Here is a 19,235-nt window from a genome sequence, read left to right as displayed (position 1 = left end):
AGAATTAAATAACTTCCACTCTTGAAATTGGGATGGGCGTCCCGCCCGTCCAAAACGGACGGGCGGGACGCCCATCCCACAATAACAATTAAAATTGTAAGTTATTTAATTCGCGATCCTAAGTGGACTGAATGATACAAGAATCTCTGCCCTTCTAGGGCCCAGAGTTGTCAAATTAACAGCCTCCCAGCGTTCCGCGTTTTTCTGCAAACTTCGATCGGGGGGCGCGATCGAAAACGCTTGATTTCACATGAGAGGAGAAGCCTCTGTCCCTGGGAACCCTTGCCTGGTTAGCGCTAGGTACAGCTACTGTATAGTCCATTTCCTCCCTCTCTACACCACCGCCTGAGAGGATTTCATCTACTGTAATCTTTTTCAGGGAATCCTGGTCTACACTGTGAAAATTTTCTTCAAATTCTTGATTATTTTCCATACCGACCGCCATTGAAAAAAGTGACTAAATAAAAAATTACTAAATATAATATATCCTCAAATCAAGGATCGAGCAATACCCGAAATTTATTTTTTGCTATGAACTCTATGTGTTATTCTGAGTTTGGTAAAAGCTGTTTCTGCTTAGACCGCGATCGCCCCCTTCCCAAATTAAGAAATTTACCCTCTAAAAATTGACATGATTACTGTTGCACTTCCCAAAGGCGGACTGTTAGGAGATAGCATTCGGCTGTTTAAATCGGTTGGATTAGACTTCAGTGCTTTTCTCGATTCCTCGAACCGACAACTTCAAATTTATGACCCGACGGGCACTGCCAAAGCTTTGCTAGTAAGGACGCACGACGTACCTGTTTATGTGGAATACGGTCAAGCGGATTTGGGGATTGCTGGCTATGATGTTTTGCGGGAAAAAAAGCCGAAAGTTGCCAATTTAATTGATTTAAATTTTGGCAAGTGTCGGCTGTCTGTGGCGGTGAAGGAATCTAGTTCTTATCGACGAACGGTGGATTTGCCTCCTCACGGGAGAGTTGCTTCTAAGTTCGTACACTGTGCAAGGGAATATTTTCACAATTTGAATTTGCCGGTGGAAATTGTGCCGCTTTACGGTTCTGTGGAATTGGGGCCTATTACGGGTATGTCGGAGGCAATTGTGGATTTGGTTTCGACTGGCAAAACTTTGCGAGAAAATGGTTTGGTGGAAATTGATGTTTTGTTTGAAAGTTCGGCTTATTTAATCGGTCATCCTCTGAGTTACCGTTTGAATGCGGGGGGGGTGAATGAGTTGATCGGGAAGTTGAGAGAGCAAGTTTTGACCGCTGTTTGATGGTCTAAAATTAGAGTAGACTTATGGCATAAATCTTTCAGTAATAGGGAAAGCACAGACGCAACGCAGATACAATTCACGATAGTTAGGAATGAGAATTAAATAACTTCCACTCTTGAAAGTGGGATGGGCTCTTATAGCCCGTCCTTTTTGGATGGGCTATAAGAGCCCATCCCACAATAACAATTAAATTTGTAAGTTATTTAATTCACGATAGTTAGCGACTTTTTCCAGAGTTCTAAACTCTTGTGGGAAGTAGGGTTTTGGCTTCTCGCCCGCCCTAAAAGTTAAATCTTTATGAGCTAGTATTTGCCGTAAGAAATAGGACTGAAATCCTCAGTACGAACTGGTTCTATTTAGTTGATTTCTGAGCGCTTACTTACAGGTATAAAACCTAGTTTTTCCTGGCAGCGATTGATATAAAAACTGACGACTGTATCAGCAGGGTTTTGTTCGATTAGTTGCTGAAAATATCCCAAGGCTGCGACAAATCTTTCGGATTGCCATCCTTGAATTCCTTTGTCAAATAAACCCTGGGTAAGCTGCTTTGCCTCAGAGTCGGGACAAGAGGCTGCCCAGATTTCGTAGATTTCAATAGCTTGCTGTTTGCCGCGCGGCGTTACTCGATCGATCCAGCGATAGTAATAATTGTTGCTGGGCAAATGGCTGTCAGCAGCAGTCGCCCCAGAAGTAGAAATAATACTCTCCTGTGTTTCCATTTCTAAGTCGCACTTTAATAATAGACTTTCTTTTGAGTGGGAGTTGGAACTTATGCCATTTAGAAATTCTCTCGCATGAACAATGGCATTTTCGCTAACAATAATTTGGCAGCCGTATATTTTAGTTAAATTTTCTAACCGAGAAGCTGTATTTACCACATCGCCGATGACTGTAGAGTCCATGCGGCGATCGGAACCTAAAGTGCCGATCATGCCGATACCTGTGTTAATTCCCGTACCAATATTGACGGGAGATTCTAAATTGTATTGGTGGCGACTGGCATTAAATTCTTGCAAGGTTTCTTGCATTGCTACTGCGGCTTCGATCGCATTCATGGCGTGAGAATTTGGCTGGTCAAATACTGCCATGATTGCATCGCCTAGGTATTTGTCAATAAACCCGCCGTGAGACGTGATGCACTCGTTCATTTTAGTAAAAAAAGCGTTCAACCATTCAAAAGTCTCGCGAGCTTGTTGAGATTCGGCGATCGCAGTAAACCCGCGAATGTCGCAAAATAAAACAGTCAGCTCTTCTTCTGTGGCATTGCCCAACTGAATAGATTCTATTCCTTGCGGCGCAATTCGTTCGAGAAGTTGCTCTGGCACAAATAGCTGAAATTTTTCTGACAGATATTCGTTGGCTTCCCAAGCTGCGGCGATTTGGCGTTTGCTTTGCTCTTTTACCTGCTGGTGGAATTGGGAAGATACTGCTTGCGATCGCATTTGACTCAACTGCAAAATATTTTCCACTTTCGCCAGCAACAAGCGACTGTTAAAAGGCTTTGTCAAATAATCATCTGCCATCATTTCTAACCCTTTGATGCGAGATATATCGTCATCGAGGGCAGTTAAAAAAATCACCGGTACAGTTTGCAATTCCGTATCCTTCCGTAGGATATCGCACACATCAAAACCGTCCATCTCCGGCATCATAATATCTAGTAAAATTAAATCGGGTCGAGAGGCGCGGGCAAGCGAGAGCGCTTCATGGCCAGATAGCGCTGATACTGTAGCGTATCCTTTTAGGTGCAATAACTCTTCCAGTAAAATAAGATTAGCTGGCTCGTCATCAACCAACATGATGCAGGGCGACTTGTTTGACATGGAATATGATAGGTAAAGTTTGGCCACCGATCGGCAAGGACAAAGGATTTAGGTATTTAGCTAGGATTGACGCACGATCGCCTAGAAATCGGATTTTTTCCGAAAATACTGCATACAGACTTTTAATCGGGGTAAAAAACCCGGTTTCTTTAGTCTAATAGCGTCCAGAACTGATTGTGTTGTGTTCTTTAGTCTTTCCCCTCGTTTCTGAAAAGAGATGTCCCCGATCGATCGCCGAAATAGTTGAGTTAGGTTAATATAAGTTGATTTTACATTCAATCTAAAATTTATCTACTATTGAGTTTAGCGTTTCGCATCATGAAATGTAATAAATTACACCTCTGTGGCAGTGAACCCAGCATTAGTGGCAGTTGGAAAAGTCGGAGGCCCAGCAGTGGCAAATACAATAGTGCGATCGAAGACAGCCTCACGTGGGGCTGTTTTCTTTTTCCCTAATAGTCTTGGACGCACGGGTGGCCAGAAACCGGGTTTTTTTACGAAAATCCTCTGCTGTAGTCCGCAGATTAGGTAAAAAACCCGGTTTCTTTGTCGGCCCTGGCGTAAGTTCTGTCTAAAAAACCGATTCCTACGATCGGTTATCGGCCATGAGGTGTCAAATCAGTGCGATCGGGCAAAGCAAACACAACTTTTAATCGGATATTGGGGACTCGCTGGCGACACAACTGAAGATGTCCGTCAGCGTCCGATCGACTGCGGTATCGCCCGATAATCGCCCACTGCAAATTGGGAAGTAAACGGGCAACCGCCCAAGGCTTGAGGCACTCTTTGTAAGTCATAATGGTTTTGTCTCCATTGCAAAAGGGAGCCAGAGCCAGCGCGGACACTTGGTAGGTAGAGGCGCTGGCTTTTGATTTATTACTCATATTATGACGCTAGCGTGTATATGTCAATATGTAATTATTAATATGTATATGCGAAAGTTATAGTTCTGACACTGAAATACTCATAAGCTAATGAGTATGTACAGAGTAAAAATCAAAGTAAAAGAGCTTAGCGAGGAGCGGAACTGGAGCCTGAGCGAACTAAGCAGGCGTTCAGGCGTCCCATACAATACCGTTCGCCGTTATGCTATGCAGCCAATGGCAAAAATAGAAATAGACCCAGTTAGTCGCATTAAGGAAACTTTTGGTTGTTCTTGGGATGAGTTGTTGGAATTGCTTGGGGATGATTCTTTTGATGAGTGAGTGCGATCGCTTGTTCATTTTTATAGGAGGGGTGCGATCGCCCCCACCCTCATCAAATCAATCCACTTGGATGCGATCGCCCTCCGAGACATTACAGAGTGCGATCGCTTAATTGAACAAAAACAACCCCGGATCGACGTGAAAAAACCTCCCCAAAGCCTCAGCTTGTTTCTTGCTGATTTCTAGCCGATCGTTAATTACCTCAACTACCGCCTCACTTGAACCCATAATTTCTACTAAATCCTCTGCTTCTAGACTCCGAGCATCCATTAAATGCAGCAACCTTGACTTGGGCGTTGATGTATTAAGTTGATAGTGCCGATCTTCAAAATCCTCAATCAGTTTTACCAGCAATTCCAACAGCGCATCTTCTTCTGGAGTCTGATTTGGACGTGAGAGTAATTCTTCAACAATTTTCAAAAATATCTCGTTTTCCTCTTCAGTTTTGATAATTCGAGGCTGATATTGAGAGAGCAAGCTACTGTAAATTTTTAGATCAAAAGTAATAGTCATTTTTCCAGGTTTCCTTGTCATACTCGGCGTGAGTGAAAACGTATTTTATATAAATAATTTGCTTCTCATAGTTAATACTCGCGATTAAGCGATATTTATTTCCTTTGATATTAAAAACTGTAAAATTTCCAACTGCTTCAGCTTTGAGATAAACAGCTTGAACTTCAACAAGATTAGTCCAGGCTGCTTTACTGGCAATTTTATACCAGTCATCGAGCGCTTCGCAGGAATCAGCGTGACTTTGGCAGTAGTCTCTTAATTTTTTCCGACTGATAACGTGCATTAGCTATCATTATGATATTTTCTAGATGTCTGAATCCCGTCATCATCTATTATATAGCGCGTCTAAATCATTTCAAGCAAATTTTTATTGGCACTTTGATGGACAAGCTTTTCTCATCCCGTGCAAGCTAACAGTTACTTTGACAAGCTTTGTATAAATGCTGTTTAAGTGAGAAAAGAACGGATAGTAGCGATCGTCAAATTCAAATCCAGCGGCTTGCTCAAATAACCAGAAGCGCCTGCTTCCAAACATCGCTCACTGTCACCGGGCATAGCCATCGCCGTCACCGCAATCATCGGTACCGAATCCCAGACAGGATCTGCTTTAACTCGGCGCATCAACTCAAAGCCGTCAACATCCGGCAACTGAATGTCCATCAAAATCAAATCCGGCAGCAACTCCGGGGCTGCAGAGGCTGCGAGAATACGATCGGCCATCGCCTTCCCATCCGCGAGTATCTCTACCCCGTACCCCTCCAATTCCATCACCTCAGAAATTAACATTTGGTTAAAAAGCTGGTCTTCAACAACCAAAATTCGCTTGCTGGCAATTGGTAAAGCGATCGCAGAAGCAGGAACTAACTTGGTATCCAAAGCACAAGAAGCAAAGTTTCCCAACTGTTGACGCATCTCCGTCAACGGCAGCCAAACGCGGAAAAGACTTCCCCGATCGCAAACAGATTGAAAAGAAACAGTTCCCCCGTGCAATTCTGCCAAACGCTTAGTCAAAGCCAAACCCAAACCTGTACCTTCGTGCCTCCGAGTCAGGGAAGAATCCACCTGTTGAAAAGGTCGAAATAGCAAGTGCCAGCGGTCTTGAGGAATGCCGATGCCGGAGTCTTTTACCTCAAAACAAAAATAAGGAGTGCTGGCATTTATAGGAGAACAATCCGGTCGGTAGTCGCCGTCTATTTCACTGCCGTAGGCCAGACGCCCGCTGAGTTTAACTTGTCCCTGTTCGGGGGTAAATTTGATGGCATTGGAAAGTAAATTAATCACAATTTGTCGCACTCGCCGTTCGTCGAGCCAAACTTTAGTAATACGGTTGTCGAGTTCTAAAGACAAACCGATCCGCTTTTTGTCTGCCCGTGGCTGCATCATTTTCATACAGTCTGTCGCCAGTTCTTGAACGCGAACAGGCTGTAAGTTGAGTTCTACTTTCCCGGCTTCAATTTTAGAAAGATCGAGAATATCGTTGATTAGCTGCAACAAGTGCTGACCGCTTTTTTCGATCAGTTCTACATAGTTGATTTGTCGATCGCTCAACTGTCCGGCCGTTTGCCGCAGCAGCAAGTCAGAAAAGCCGAGAATGCTGTTGAGAGGCGTCCGCAATTCGTGGGACATTGAGGCTAAAAACTCGGATTTCAACTGAGAAGAATACTCTAATTCTTCATTAACTTGGCGCAAGTTCTCTTGTGTCTGAGCCCGCTCGATCGCCGCCCCCAGAGTCCGGCAAGCAGCTTCGAGTACGTCTTGGTGGACGGCGGCTTGCAGTTTTTTGATGTTGCGGGACTCCAGCGTCAGCACTCCGATGATTGTGCCGTTGGTAGCTGCGATCGGAAAAATACCCAGTTGTCCGATTCCCGGATGCCGAAATTCCGGCACGGCATTGGGATGTTGGGCATAATCCTCGACAAACACAGGTTTACCAGTTTTCACCACTTCCCACAGTAAACCGATGCCGTAGGGAATGCCTTGGTCGAGCAATTCTTGCATTCCTGCGACTACTGGTTCCCCGTAAGTAGCCAAAAATTGACTAGAAACTTGGTTGCAAATCCCCGACGCTTGCCGATCGTTTCCCTTGCCGTTAATCACCTTGACATCTCCGAAAGCTGCATTCATTGCCTCTACTAAATAGGTGAGGGCAAACTGACCTATTTCTTGCAAACTGTCAGACTTTTGCAGGCGTTCAGTTAAACCTAAAAGAAAGCTAAGCCGCCTGACTTCTGCGTTCAAGCTAGCTTGGGAGTTTCGGTATACCGTAACGTCTCGAAAGGTAAATAGCCGTCCGCCGCTGTTGGTAATCGTGGCGCACACCTCCAAACAAACCGCATTGGATTGCTCGAAATAAAATGATAAACTTTCATCCTGAGATTTTTCGAGTGCTTGCTGAAACTCTTGCCACTGCTGAAGGGACAAGTAACCCCGATCGACAATTTCCGCAAACAGCAAGTGGCACTTCGGCTTTGTTTCCAGCCATTCTGGGGACAGTTCCCAGATTCCCGCCAATTTTTTGTTAAACAAAACTAAGCAATCAGACGAGTCGAACAGAGCGATCGCATTGTCTACTTGATTGAGAATCAGTTCTTGGTCTGCCCTCAACTGGTGCAAGTCTCTCTCCATTTTCTCTGTGTGTGTAGCTCTTAGTTTCGTTGTCATAACTTTCTAGGGATATGGCAAGAGTTATTGTATAACCCCTTACTTAATCTGACATAACTTTACGTTTTTTGGCAGTGAGGGCGATCGATCTGCCTTGTGATCTGAGACACTTGCTAGTTTACGAGGGCGATCGGATCCCGCTTTGAACTGCGTCGCCTACATTGCTTAATCATGAGGCAATAAGGAGGGAAAGCATAATGACAGAAGCAGAATCTTTTAATAACAATACTGTCGAAATTGAGGGCATCTGACTTGAAACTATTGTGTCCAACCCTGTGCTAAATTGACCCATAATAATAAAAACTAATTCCACTGATAAGAAATCAGCATCTAGCAATCCTCGCATCATTTGTGAATTTCTTACGGACTCCCAGCGCGTTCGGGGAGGGTTGGCGTGGGGTAAAAAAAATACGACTTTTGCAAGAATTGCTATATGTCAAAATGCAATCATGACTTTACCCTTAAATTTTATTAGCAATAACTTGATGATTTGGATTAACTGGTAAAGCAAGTGTTGGATTCAAAAACCTAGGCATAAGGCTCGCTCTAAGCACCCGGAGAAAGTGATATCAGTTTCAAAAAAGCAACTTTAGGCTCGCGATCCCAACCCATACACAATCAGTTATTCCCCATAATTTAATCTAAAATTGTGCGACTGAGCGCTCACGCCGAAGTCGAAAATCTACGAGGGTATGAGTTATGACGATCGCACTTATGAGTAAGGTGTGCAGTGCACACCCTACAAATGCGAGTTAAGCTAATCCGCATTTAAATTGCAGAGTCAAATAAATCTTTACTCTTGTGGGGAGTAGGGGTTGGGCAGGAGATCCCACACTTAACATACAATTTAAATGCTGTACAGGTTAAAGCGTAAGTATGCTTAATATTTCTTAGGATTTTTCGGAAAAGGAATGCCCAAACTTTCGTGAAAAACAACCTGAGTTTTATAAGTCAAGCGCCGGTTAACTTGTTTGATGATTTTTTCCAAAAGCGCATCGCCGGTTTTTTCTATTAAAGGTTGAGACATCGATCGAATAAACTTGGGAAAGCAAACTCCCACAGCCAAATCCAGCTTCCAGCTAGTAATGGTAATCACAGGCGGCAGCTTAGCACGTTCCGAGCTCGGCCAATCGGCGGCAAACTCCTGAGACGGTATCTCCCCTAGCTTCATTGCCGATCGAAAATCCACTTCATACCCAGGCGAGGTATAATTCGGAACCGGAATAGTCTTAATCAAATAGCAGCCTTCAGCATCCGGCGGCAGCAACTCTAAACCAATTCTCGCTTCAACACGGTAGCCGAAAGCCCCAAAACGCCCGATTAATAAATCATAGCCGTTTTCGCCGATCGGCTGGGCCTTCATCGGCGAAGCGCACTGGCAAAACCAACTCTTGTGGTTGTTCAAATGCTTCGCCACCGTCTCCGCATCGGCGTACATCTCCATGCTGTCTTCAAAATGCGTGTGAAACCAAATCGGCTCAACTTCCTCTGGTGCATCCGCGCTTCCACTTTCGGGCTGTCGGAAACTCGCATCTGGGTAGTAATTTTCGTCAGAAGCTTCAAAAGTTTGATATTCAGCGGAATCTTGCTTCATTCTATACTCTCCTGTAATACGCACCGGTCGGGTTGGGGATGTGTTAAGGGAGTTTCCTCCCTACAATTGAGAAATTGATAGCAACAAAACTTACCCTAGTTCAGCATAACTCGACATATGAAAGCATTTGTAGCAGGAGCCACAGGTCAGACTGGCCGCCGCATCGTCGCAGAATTGGTCAAGCGAGGTATTCCCGTGCGCGCCTTAGTCCGAAATCTAGACACAGCGAGGCAAATTTTACCACCGGAGGCTGAGTTAGTGACTGGGGATGTATTAAATGCAACTTCCCTAGGCGATGCCATCGGCGATAGTACGGTATTGCTGTGTGCGACAGGGGCGGCCCCTGGTTTTGACCCGACAGCGCCTTACAAGGTGGATTTTGAAGGTACTAAAAATTTGGTGGATGCAGCTAAGGCTAAGGGAATTGAGCATTTTGTGCTGGTGACTTCTCTGTGCGTCTCTCAGTTTTTTCACCCGCTGAATTTGTTCTGGCTGATTTTGGTTTGGAAAAAACAAGCCGAGGAGTATTTGCAAAAAAGCGGCCTAACTTATACGATCGTCCGTCCGGGCGGCCTCAAAAATGAGGATAATTCAGATGCGATCGTCATGACTGGTGCGGACAAAATGTTTGAGAGCAGCATTCCCCGCACCAAGGTAGCCCAAGTGTGCGTGGAGGCGCTGTTTCAGCCGACTTCTCGCAACAAGGTTGTGGAAATTGTGGCGAAGTCGGAGGCTCCGCAAAAGAGTTTTGAGGAGTTGTTTGCCAGTGTGATTTGATTGAATTAGGACGCACGGGTGCCCAGAAACCGGGTTTTTCACGAAAATACCCGTTGCAGCCAGCACAAAGGTAAAAAACCCGGTTTCTTTAGGCCCAGGTAGCGAACAAAGAAACCGGGTTTTTTTACCGAGATTGAGGGTTTTAGGCAAGTTTTTGGTTAAAAAACCCGGTTTCTGGGCATCAGCGCGCAAGTCCCATCAGTACAAACCGCAGGGGAATTGCCAGTTTTCCGATCGCCAAATCTGGCAAAATCTTAATAGTTTTACCATTCGCCCTTAAACTTTCGTTCTCCCAGCATGAAAACTCTCAAGTGGCCAGCTTGGTTCCCCTATCCGATTTCGTGGTTAAGGGCATTTGCTCTCGCTCAGAGTTTTAGTTTTGTCCTTCGCAGGGGCATTCCTTTTGTCAGCGACAATATCGGCTTTCTGAGTCTACTGCTGGCGGCTTGGCTGATTCAGTTGCCTGTGTTCTTTGTTTGTCACTTTTTAGCAGTCAAAATCTTAAATCCCTTACTAATTATGCTGCCGGGGCGCTTTCGCGTTGCGCGCAAGTTCAAGCGTCGGCATACGGGTATTCGATCGCACTTGCGAGAAGGCTTGAATGCTGTTGTAGTGATTTTTTTTGCCTTTAATCTGTCGCTGTTGGTGCAACTTGCGATTTTTTATTGGCCCGCGCGATCGATCGATCCGGCTCAATTACTAACAGGAATATCTACTCTGACAAATGTTGCCATAGCCGGTGAATTAGATTTCTGGATGATTAAATTGGCGGGGGTTTTATCGAGTCTAACGCTGGTAGCCGCGCCGCTATATCAATACGATTTTCGGGTGCGCCGGATGCGGGCGGCTCGAAAATTGGCGGAAATTTCGGAAATGGAAATGAGTTGGCTAGAAGCTGAGAAATTGAGCCGTCGCAAAAGAGGTTTGCTGAGGCGAGCAGAGATTCAAATCCTCGGATTTATACTTTTAATCGGCGCTGTGATTGGCGGCGGTGTTTTTTTGGTTGACAGTTTGCGGGGAAATCAGCAGTTGTCGCAGTCGGTAAGCGGGCGGGGAAAATTCCCGCCGCTGGCTATTAAAACGGGCGATCCTTATATTCGGGCGCTGATGCGTACTATTTCTGCTAGCGAGTCGAATGTTGCTCGCCCTTATCACGTTGTTTACGGTGGCAAATACATATTAGATTTGAGCCGCCATCCTGACTGGTGCGTGAAGATTGTTAATGGCCCGAATCGAGGCAGGTGTACTACCGCTGCGGGCAGGTATCAATTTCTGACTACGACTTGGAAGGAGAAGGCTAAGCGCTATCAGGCGCGTCGTGCTAATTTTTTATTCTGGGAAGATTACAGTTTTGAACCAGAAGATCAGGATGCTGTGGTTTATGCTTGGTTGAGCGATCGCAAGTTTTGGAAAGCTGATATTTCTGAGATGTTGCGACAGGAAAGATTAACTGACGTGTTGCGGATGCTTTCGGGAACTTGGACGAGTTTGGGATATGGAATTGAAACCAATTCTATGAGTTCTCGTTTGCCGAAAGTCTACCGGGAAATGCTGCGGGAAGAATTGGAAAATGCTGGTTCTTAGGTTAAATTAACACAAAGAAGGGTAGGGACACGGCAGTCTCCATTGGTGTCAACTTAACGTTAAACAGTCCGACTGTCCGACAGTCCGACAGGGAATGAATTCCCTGCCTCAAAGCTAAAGTCCTCGCTATGAGGACTGAGAATAAAATTTTTTAAACTCATTAGTCCTCATAGCGAGGACTTTAGGTATTAGACAGGGGTTTCAACCCCTGGCGGACTGACGGGTAGGCGGGAATATTGATGGACTAAAAGCTTAAGTTGACACCTATGGGCCAAGCCGTGTCCTAGAGATATCCGGTGCAATCCACCATATTTGATATAATTACTTCAATTTTGGTAAAAATGCTGTCAAACATTTGTACAATTCTAATCCCGGCCCTGCTTGCAGGGGATAAAGCCTGTCGAAATTAATGGGGTTTCCCGGTGCTAATTTCCACTCGGTTTTCTGTGCTGTTTTTGGGGAAATTTCGATCGCTACCGTGATGTTAATAATGTTGTTGTGCTGGGGGATGCCCCGGAAGCAGTAACTTTTGCCCGTGCGTTTGTCGGAATCGCTGCCGGTGATGTATCTGTCTTGTTTGCGAAATTGAATTTCTCGAAAAGGTCGATCGAGCGCAAAGGAGTCTCGGTAGCGGTAGTCTCCGTCGCCCAAGCTTTCGACAGTCGGCTTGATTTGACTTATCACTGTTGCTGCACTAAGAGTTAGCATCATCGATCCGCATTCCTCCTGTGAAATCGGTGATTTTGGTTGCTGGTGTCTGAGTCGTCGTGGGCGGCTGAAACAAACCCGCCGTGTAACAAATTAATAAAAGCCCTTAAGCAGTTTAAGTTGATCCCTATCTATCGTGAATAATTATTTCATGCTTTCATCTCTGTTACCTATCTGAGTAATAATAGAAACATACAGCAAGCCGTGAGAAAATTTACGGGCGCATATTTAGGGATTAATTGACGATACTGCGAGGATACTGCTATGTTTGGCGTGACGCGAGAAACACAAAATTTAGGGCGGGTTGAAACCGGAAATTCCCAACGGCGAGGCTCTTTCACCTCTGCGTCTAAAAGTACCCGTATTCGGCTATCTCGAGTTTACAAAGATGAGGCTCTGGTGTCGGCTGCGCTAGCGGGACTGCCAGCTCTTTTGGCATCCCTGGAAAGCTTTCGCGAGGAGTAGAACCTGGCATTTTCTATTGCTATATATGGCGCGTGGATGCTTGTGATAGCGGCGGCCAACCGAGCAGGGGCTGTTTTGATTGCACCTAAAATCCTCCTCGATTTGAGTAGAGTTTTGCTGTGCTGAACTATTGCAAGACTCAGAAACCTGGTTGTTTATACAAAAACATTTTTACAGCCCTTTGTTATGGTATGAAAAATGGTATAAAAACCAGGTTTATTGGTATGTGTCCGTAAGTCTTGTGTTTACAAAATTTATTTGTCAGTGTCATCGGGTGCGATCGATGCCTCTACCTCTTGGGAGGAACGGCTTAACATAGAGTCGTGCAGGTGTTCGCTGTGCTGCCTTTCTTGAGCCATTAATTCTCTGGCTTTTTCTTCAGCAATTCCCTCCCCATGTGTTTCTAGCTCGTGGGAGGAACGATTGAGCATAGCTTCGTGCAAGTGTTCGCTATGCTGCCTTTCTCGTGCAATTAGTTGTCTAGCTTTTTCTTCAGCGTTCATGAGTAGTATCTCCAATTGTTTGTTTGAAGTGATTCTTATATTAAGATGCCACAATTCGAGGGTAAATGTAGCAAGATTAACATAAAATTTTACAAATAATTGTATAAAAAAAATTGAGTTGGCTGGCGGTGGGTATCGGGATCGGTGGTTGCTGAGCTAATTATTGCCAGACGCCGGAAAAGATATTCTTGACGGCGATCGCAATTCGATTTAAGTCTTCCTTCAGCAGCGGTGGCCAAGAAACTCCTCTGCGGAGTCCAGCTTCAAATTGCTGCAAACCTTCTACTGACAGTAAATGCAGTGCCGATATCAATTGTCGATCGAGCATTGGAGATTCTTGCAGCCCTTCAAACAATATTTTTAAAGCTAATAAAATCGATGTCACCTGTCCGGGTACGGGCGGTTGACCTTGTTTGAGACGCATCAGGAAGGCGTCGGGATTTTTCTTGGTTTCCAGGGCGGTTCCTTGGTCGATCAGAAAACTGCGGGCGGTTTTGTAATCCATTTGACGTGCGATCGATCGGAGTGCAATTAATTAGCAGGCATTATATCACTTTTTGGCTCGCTCAATTTGGTAATATATTTCCATACAGGCTACACTACAGCTACTGGTGAGGTGCGCCCATAAGCACGCTACAGCTACTGATTAGACACGTAGCATTCATCCCACAGTCGCCTGGAGCAAAGTGAAACGGACAGGGAAAAATAAAACAATGGCAAAACACCAAAGAAATAGCAGAAAATCCAAGATTTATCGCTACTTGTGGCTGCTTTTTTTGTGTCTGAGCTTTCTGTTAGTTCCGCTCATCAAAAAAATAGTTGCCTCTACGCCATTTCCCCCACCCGCTCCTATTGAAAATAATGCTAGTTTTGGAGCAAGGATTCAAAGGACGATGGGGCTACTTGCTGCTAGCACTCCAACAGACCGTCGCCAAGTGCGTATTCTATTCTACGGTCAATCCATCACAGAACAAGATTGGTGGAAAGATGTAGTGAAGGATTTAAGACAGCGATTTCCCAATGCAGATTTGATTGTGGAAAATCGGGCGATCGGAGGATTTGCCGCCCCGATTTTAATCCGTCCCAGCGAACACGATTTGTATCCTTTTTATCCAGACTTGCTAATTTTTCACGTCTACGGAGGCGGTGAAGATTACGAAGCCATAATTGCCAATGTCCGCAGCCGCACTGCTAGCGAAATACTCTTGCATTCAGACCATCTTGACTGGATGCCTACAGGCAACAGCGACGATCCAAATTCAGTCAAAAGATACGAATGGCACAACACTCATTCTACTAAATGGCTGCCGGAGTTGGCCGATAAATACGGCTGCGAAATAGCCGAAATTCGTGAACCTTGGCGCAGGTATTTGAAAGACAATCGCTTGCAGCCACAACAGCTATTGAGCGACAGCATTCACCTCAACGATTGGGGAAACTTTCTCCTAGCGGCCCTGATAAAACCGCATCTGCGATACAAGCCAAATTCTCCTCAACCGCCGCAGGATTTAGTGAAAACCTATACAGTTGGCACCGATGTTAAATGGCAAGATGGCAAGTTGGTTTTAGAATTTGAAGGAAATAGAATAGATGCGATCGCCGATAAAACCTTCAACGGCAAAGCAATTTCTGCTAGAATTGCGATCGACGGCAAAAAACCCTCAGAATTTCCTGAACTTTACAGCATCACCAGACCTAGCGTTACTCTTGGCGTCGGTTGGCCAGCAATCATCCAAATATCCAGTCAAAAACCGCTAATCGTCGAAGATTGGAAAGCCGTGATTACTGAGATTAACAGCGACGCCAGCAAGTTTAAATTTGACGTTGTAGGTTCTAAAACAGGTTACGACGGCAGCGGTACAAACGACGAAATGTTTGTCTCAAACTCTGGCCGCGTCGTGATTGAACCGAGAAACTGGTGGCTGAAAAATTCTTATGAAGAGTCTAAAAAACCGACGCCTAAAGGCTTTGAAATTTCCTGGCAAGTGCGACCAATGTTTGTTGATTCATACGTTCCTCCACAAATTACAGATTCAAGCCGCGAGTATTCTACAACATTGGCTCAGAATTTGAGCAACTCCAAACACACCCTCGAAATCGTCCCCGAAACAGATGGGAAAGTTCCAATCCAGGCAATTCGAGTGTATCGCCCTCCTTTCTCCTTCTCCAATCTACCATCTGAAGTTGAGAGTTTTAAACCGCAGATATCAGCGGATGAACACGGATGAACGCTGATGCAATTTTATCGGCGTTTATTTGCGTTCATCTGCGGTTAAAAAAATATTCATGTTATTTTATAGAAATCCTGGTGGCATTCGGGTTGATGATTGTTCAAACCCTTAATATTTAAGCGTCTTGACTCCTGAATCCTGCTATAATCGCCAAGATTATCAACCTTTGAGCATCCTCAACTCGTGAAATATCAACAACGATAAAAAGAAATCTGCTACAAAAATCAACACCCAAGAAGTTACCACCGCCGCCGTTGCAGCTTGGCCTACTCCTTTCCCTCCGCCCACCGTCGTCAATCCCCAACCGCAACCGACAAGGGCAATTATCAACCCAAAAATAAAACTTTTAATCACCACAGTTACTAAATCCCCAGGCCCCAAAAAAGTCCGCACCGATTCCAAAAATACCGACGGTTCCAAATTATAAAAATGAACCGCTACAAATAGCCCGCCCAAAATTCCCACCGCTACCGCAAAAATTGTTAAAATCGGCAGCATGATGCAGCAAGCTATCACCCTCGGCACTACTAAATAATCAACCGGATTTGTTCTTAACATATACAGGGCGTCTATTTGTTCCGTCACCTGCATTTCTCCTATCTCCGCCGCAAAGGCCGAACCTACTTGTCCCGCCACCACGCCCGCCGTTAAAAGTGGTGCTAATTCGCCACAAAATGCCACAGCAAACGCACCTCCCATCGCCCCAACCGCCCCAAAGCGAACCAATTCTCTGGCGGATTGAAATGTAAAAATCATGCCGCCAAAAAAGGCTATTAGCAGCACGGATCGGAAAGAATCCAGGCCTACTGTTACTAAATGTTCCATGATTTTGCGACGGTCAATTTTGCCTTGGAGTATGCGTAGCAGCACTTGGCCCCCCAGGAACAACGTCAAAAAAAACCGCTGAAACCACCTGTTATTGAAGGTTTCATCTAAATGTCGATCGCGCTTTTCTTGGTATTTCTTAACCACTGACGGAGGGCTCGCGATTAATTGCAAACAGGGCGAAGCACTGCTAAATAGAGATTTTCGGCAATCCTACAGCAATTATTGCACGATTTGTCAACATATATTTTTTGTCTCTGGGCCCTGCGGTTGGTGGGTTAGGCGCGGTTTAAGATTTATTTATTGGTGACTTAACTTAATCGCCGCGCCCAACCCACCCTACAATATGACTAAAATCTAAAATCCTAGGACTACGGGAGCAAGTAACAAGTCGATAAACTTATCTAACTGTTCATTATTCTTTTCGGCTTGATCCTTGCCAATTCTCAGCAGTGCCGATATCTTCTCTTCCGAGGCATCATCAATCGGCAGCGGTTGTTCGTGGCTCAAATCGGGAGTAATTCTCAAATATTGATTCGGTCTTTCAACCGCATCATAAATTTGAATTAGTTGATAATTTACAGTTTCAGCAACTCCCGTCATCATGATATTAATCAAAGGCTCTACCCACTCAATTTGACCCCAATTTTTTACTTTTTCGTAGGGGTATTTTTTCTGAGCTTCTCCGGTTCCCAAGGATAAAATTACCATATCTTTTGCTTTCGGGCCTCGGTAGGAGTCATTGTCAGGAATTCTGAATTTATTTCTAACTTCTGCATAAGCACAAAGTGCGGGATTGTTGGCGAAGACTCCCCCGTCAATTAAAGCGTAGCATTCATTGCTAAAAGAATAGATTTTAGAAGCCTCAAAATAAGAGGGAGCTGCCGATGTGGCTCTGGCGATATCTCTAATAAAATAGTCTTCGGCTGGATATTCTTTAGCATCTATTTGATCGAAAAAGTGAGCTTTTCTCCTTTCGATGTCGTAACTGGAAATTAAACAAGGTTTTAGCAGTTCGCTGAGTTTGCAATCTCTAAAATTTTCCCAAAATAATTTTTCTAAGGGCTCGCTGGGATATTTCTCATCTCTCACACCATTTAGAGATCTGACTTTTTGCCACAATGAAGTCTGAAAAACGTCGCGGCCACTCTCAATCGAAAAATTAACAGCGTCTTGGGCTGCCCACCGAGGTCTGGTGGGATTTTCGGCATCGGGACACAAATAGATGCAAGTTAAAATTCCTCCTGCACTCGTGCCGGCGATTAAATCAAAATAGTCAGCTATTCTCGCATCAGGGTTGCCACTTTTTTGTTGCAGCTTTGACTCAACGCTAACTAAAATTTGCGCTGGAATAATTCCTCTAATTCCGCCTCCATCTATGGATAAAATTCTGGTATATTTCGCCATAATTGTTGCCTATTCTGAATATTTTCTCGTTTGCTAATCTCAAATCCCCAAGCCTCCGAATCCATGCACCGCTTCATCTAAAATCTAAAATTTCAAATCTAAATTTAATTGGCGGGCTGCGATCGTATAGCGAAAAATGTATTCTACAATTTCTACGTAATTGTAGGCGGCGGCTGGCGACTCTGCCCAGACTGTAATGCCGTGATCGCGAATTAACAAAGCGGGTACAGAGGGCGCACAAATGGCAAAAAATTCGCAAATTTCCTTGGCTATCTTAGGGACTTCTAAATAATTTGTAAAGAGGGGTATCGACACTTGCGGGTTTTCCTCCCACATTCCCAAACCTTTCAGCATTTCGATCGCCGGTAAAGGCACTGCATCTCCTGCGGTTAGCCGAGAAACTAAATTTGCCTCGATGGAGTGGACGTGATAGCAAGCTTTCGCGTCTGGAAAACAATTGTAAACGGCTAAATGAATGCTGGTTTCGGCGGAAGGGCGGCTGTCAGCAACAGGTTGCTCGACAATTGCGCCGTCTAAGTTCATTCTGATAAAATCTTGTTCAGTTAACTGCCCTTTCGCGCGGCCACTAGCAGTAATCCAGAAAGTGCCATCTGGTAAGCGGGCTGAAAGATTGCCAGCAGTCCCAACCATCCAACCGCGATCGTAAAAATGTTTGGCTGCTGCAATTAAATCCGATCTCAAATCACCACTCATTCTTGACAAATCCTCAGTTTTTAATCTACTTTTTACGTTAATAGGAATTGCGCTGGTTTATCTAAACGTAGTGCACTGCGTACCTTATATCAAATCCGGTAGCATCGGACTTATATGCACGGGGGCGGGTTTATTATATTGTCTATTATGGGCAATTATTGTTTGTGAACCCGCCCCTACAAAATTTAACATCGTACAATACCGATGCAAACGGAATTTATATTACCTGAGAAAGGCGATAGTTTCAATTCCATTTTTGGGACAAATTTTCCAACACATCAAAAAAATTATCCCATTTAGTATAAGGCTTTTGCTGTTCGTCTAGATACTGGGCAAGCCGATCGCGCGCAAACACCGACGAAGCCTGCAAAGCCATATTAAAATCCGTTAGCGAATCTCCGATCGCCACCTGTTCCTCGGCCGGGTGCTGGCCCATCACCCGCACCTTAGACACCAATTCCTCATCTCCTTCAAACTCAGAATTGACTTGCAAGCGAGGGCCACTAGCGTCCACATCCACAGCGTAAATAACCCTCGCCCGGTGTACCAAATCGCCCATTACCGTCTCTACCATAATCCGAAGACCGCCGGAAACGATCGCAAAATCTACCTTTTTTTTGTCCAAAAAATCCAGCAATTCCACCAATCCCGGCCGCATCAGCTTTCCCCTAGAAAATTCCACAATTTCCCCGTAACGTTCCGAGGGAATAGACTCTAGTAACTGCCGCACTCCCGATCGCAAACTCAGCCTTCTAGCGTATATTTCTGGCATCAGTTGAGACGACAGTTCCGGTGCGAAATGCTTGAGCATTGCCACAAAAGTTTCTTCAACAGTTATCGTGCCGTCAAAGTCGCAGAATACCACCCGTTGCTGATTGTTCGGGATTGAAGATTTTGGCTTGTCATCGGTCATTGTCAGTCGCACCTTTCGAGAACAGGAAAAGTTTAC

General features: G+C 44.9%; 19 protein-coding genes. 5 read left to right on the top strand and 14 right to left on the bottom strand.

Annotation, left to right across the window (positions count from 1 at the left end; translation table 11 throughout):
- Nucleotides 1-175 precede the first annotated feature (175 nt).
- Complete coding sequence (locus QT984_RS16125) at nt 176-433, bottom strand: hypothetical protein (protein WP_333053123.1); 258 nt, start codon at nt 431-433, stop codon at nt 176-178.
- Between the two features lie 198 nt (nt 434-631).
- On the opposite strand from QT984_RS16125, the gene hisG reads away from it, so the two are divergent.
- Nucleotides 632-1,276: an ATP phosphoribosyltransferase gene (hisG, locus tag QT984_RS16120; protein ID WP_333053122.1), complete on the top strand. Its 645-nt coding sequence runs from the start codon at nt 632-634 to the stop codon at nt 1,274-1,276.
- A gap of 356 nt (nt 1,277-1,632) precedes the next feature.
- On the opposite strand, the gene QT984_RS16115 is transcribed toward hisG, so the two are convergent.
- Entirely contained in the window at nt 1,633-3,099 is a 1,467-nt protein-coding gene (locus QT984_RS16115) for a response regulator (RefSeq protein ID WP_333209668.1), read from the bottom strand.
- 596 nt (nt 3,100-3,695) lie between these two features.
- Complete coding sequence (locus QT984_RS16110; protein WP_333374408.1) at nt 3,696-3,983, bottom strand: hypothetical protein; 288 nt, start codon at nt 3,981-3,983, stop codon at nt 3,696-3,698.
- 90 nt (nt 3,984-4,073) lie between these two features.
- On the opposite strand from QT984_RS16110, the gene QT984_RS16105 reads away from it, so the two are divergent.
- Nucleotides 4,074-4,304, top strand: coding sequence for a helix-turn-helix transcriptional regulator (locus tag QT984_RS16105; protein WP_333209670.1), 231 nt, complete (start codon nt 4,074-4,076; stop codon nt 4,302-4,304).
- Between the two features lie 108 nt (nt 4,305-4,412).
- On the opposite strand, the gene QT984_RS16100 is transcribed toward QT984_RS16105, so the two are convergent.
- The 4 genes from QT984_RS16100 to QT984_RS16085 form a co-directional block, all read right to left on the bottom strand.
- Complete coding sequence (locus QT984_RS16100; RefSeq protein WP_333053114.1) at nt 4,413-4,817, bottom strand: transcriptional regulator; 405 nt, start codon at nt 4,815-4,817, stop codon at nt 4,413-4,415.
- Complete coding sequence (locus QT984_RS16095) at nt 4,801-5,100, bottom strand: type II toxin-antitoxin system HigB family toxin (RefSeq protein ID WP_333053113.1); 300 nt, start codon at nt 5,098-5,100, stop codon at nt 4,801-4,803. The genes QT984_RS16100 and QT984_RS16095 overlap by 17 nt, the downstream gene beginning before the upstream one ends.
- Before the next feature lie 164 nt (nt 5,101-5,264).
- The gene (locus tag QT984_RS16090) at nt 5,265-7,478 is read right to left on the bottom strand and encodes an ATP-binding protein (protein WP_333053112.1); all 2,214 of its coding nucleotides are present in this window, start codon (nt 7,476-7,478) and stop codon (nt 5,265-5,267) included.
- An 880-nt stretch (nt 7,479-8,358) separates the two neighbouring features.
- Nucleotides 8,359-9,072: a DUF1997 domain-containing protein gene (locus tag QT984_RS16085; protein ID WP_333053111.1), complete on the bottom strand. Its 714-nt coding sequence runs from the start codon at nt 9,070-9,072 to the stop codon at nt 8,359-8,361.
- Nucleotides 9,073-9,189: 117 nt separating this feature from the next.
- On the opposite strand from QT984_RS16085, the gene QT984_RS16080 reads away from it, so the two are divergent.
- Both QT984_RS16080 and QT984_RS16075 read left to right on the top strand, forming a co-directional pair.
- On the top strand, nt 9,190-9,849 hold the full coding sequence (locus QT984_RS16080) for an NAD(P)H-binding protein (protein WP_333053110.1): 660 nt from the start codon (nt 9,190-9,192) through the stop codon (nt 9,847-9,849).
- A 297-nt stretch (nt 9,850-10,146) separates the two neighbouring features.
- A complete protein-coding gene (locus QT984_RS16075; RefSeq protein ID WP_333053109.1) occupies nt 10,147-11,433 on the top strand; it encodes a glycoside hydrolase family protein in 1,287 nt (428 codons plus the stop codon).
- 321 nt (nt 11,434-11,754) lie between these two features.
- Here QT984_RS16075 and QT984_RS16070 read toward each other — a convergent pair whose 3' ends face one another.
- The 3 genes from QT984_RS16070 to QT984_RS16060 all read right to left on the bottom strand — a co-directional run bounded on the left by QT984_RS16070 (nt 11,755) and on the right by QT984_RS16060 (nt 13,614).
- Complete coding sequence (locus QT984_RS16070) at nt 11,755-12,144, bottom strand: hypothetical protein (RefSeq protein ID WP_333209675.1); 390 nt, start codon at nt 12,142-12,144, stop codon at nt 11,755-11,757.
- Between the two features lie 716 nt (nt 12,145-12,860).
- Entirely contained in the window at nt 12,861-13,109 is a 249-nt protein-coding gene (locus QT984_RS16065) for a hypothetical protein (protein WP_333053105.1), read from the bottom strand.
- Between the two features lie 160 nt (nt 13,110-13,269).
- Nucleotides 13,270-13,614, bottom strand: coding sequence for a hypothetical protein (locus tag QT984_RS16060; RefSeq protein ID WP_015174589.1), 345 nt, complete (start codon nt 13,612-13,614; stop codon nt 13,270-13,272).
- A gap of 208 nt (nt 13,615-13,822) precedes the next feature.
- Between QT984_RS16060 and QT984_RS16055 the strand changes: the two genes are divergently transcribed.
- On the top strand, nt 13,823-15,337 hold the full coding sequence (locus QT984_RS16055; protein ID WP_333374405.1) for an SGNH/GDSL hydrolase family protein: 1,515 nt from the start codon (nt 13,823-13,825) through the stop codon (nt 15,335-15,337).
- A 162-nt stretch (nt 15,338-15,499) separates the two neighbouring features.
- On the opposite strand, the gene QT984_RS16050 is transcribed toward QT984_RS16055, so the two are convergent.
- From QT984_RS16050 to QT984_RS16035, 4 genes are all read right to left on the bottom strand, one after another.
- Nucleotides 15,500-16,312, bottom strand: a complete 813-nt coding sequence (locus QT984_RS16050; RefSeq protein ID WP_333053101.1) for an MlaE family lipid ABC transporter permease subunit — start codon at nt 16,310-16,312, stop codon at nt 15,500-15,502.
- 210 nt (nt 16,313-16,522) lie between these two features.
- On the bottom strand, nt 16,523-17,572 hold the full coding sequence (locus tag QT984_RS16045) for a patatin-like phospholipase family protein (RefSeq protein WP_333053100.1): 1,050 nt from the start codon (nt 17,570-17,572) through the stop codon (nt 16,523-16,525).
- Between the two features lie 84 nt (nt 17,573-17,656).
- Complete coding sequence (gene mtnB, locus QT984_RS16040; RefSeq protein WP_333232002.1) at nt 17,657-18,286, bottom strand: methylthioribulose 1-phosphate dehydratase; 630 nt, start codon at nt 18,284-18,286, stop codon at nt 17,657-17,659.
- Nucleotides 18,287-18,530: 244 nt separating this feature from the next.
- The gene (locus QT984_RS16035) at nt 18,531-19,199 is read right to left on the bottom strand and encodes an HAD-IB family phosphatase (RefSeq protein WP_333209680.1); all 669 of its coding nucleotides are present in this window, start codon (nt 19,197-19,199) and stop codon (nt 18,531-18,533) included.
- Nucleotides 19,200-19,235: the final 36 nt, after the last annotated feature.

The sequence above is a fragment of the Microcoleus sp. Z1_B2 genome (assembly GCF_036700325.1).
Taxonomy (GTDB): Bacteria; Cyanobacteriota; Cyanobacteriia; order Cyanobacteriales; family Microcoleaceae; genus Microcoleus.
Note: the sequence above shows the minus strand (reverse complement) of the source record. Positions and strands in the feature narration are given on the sequence as shown.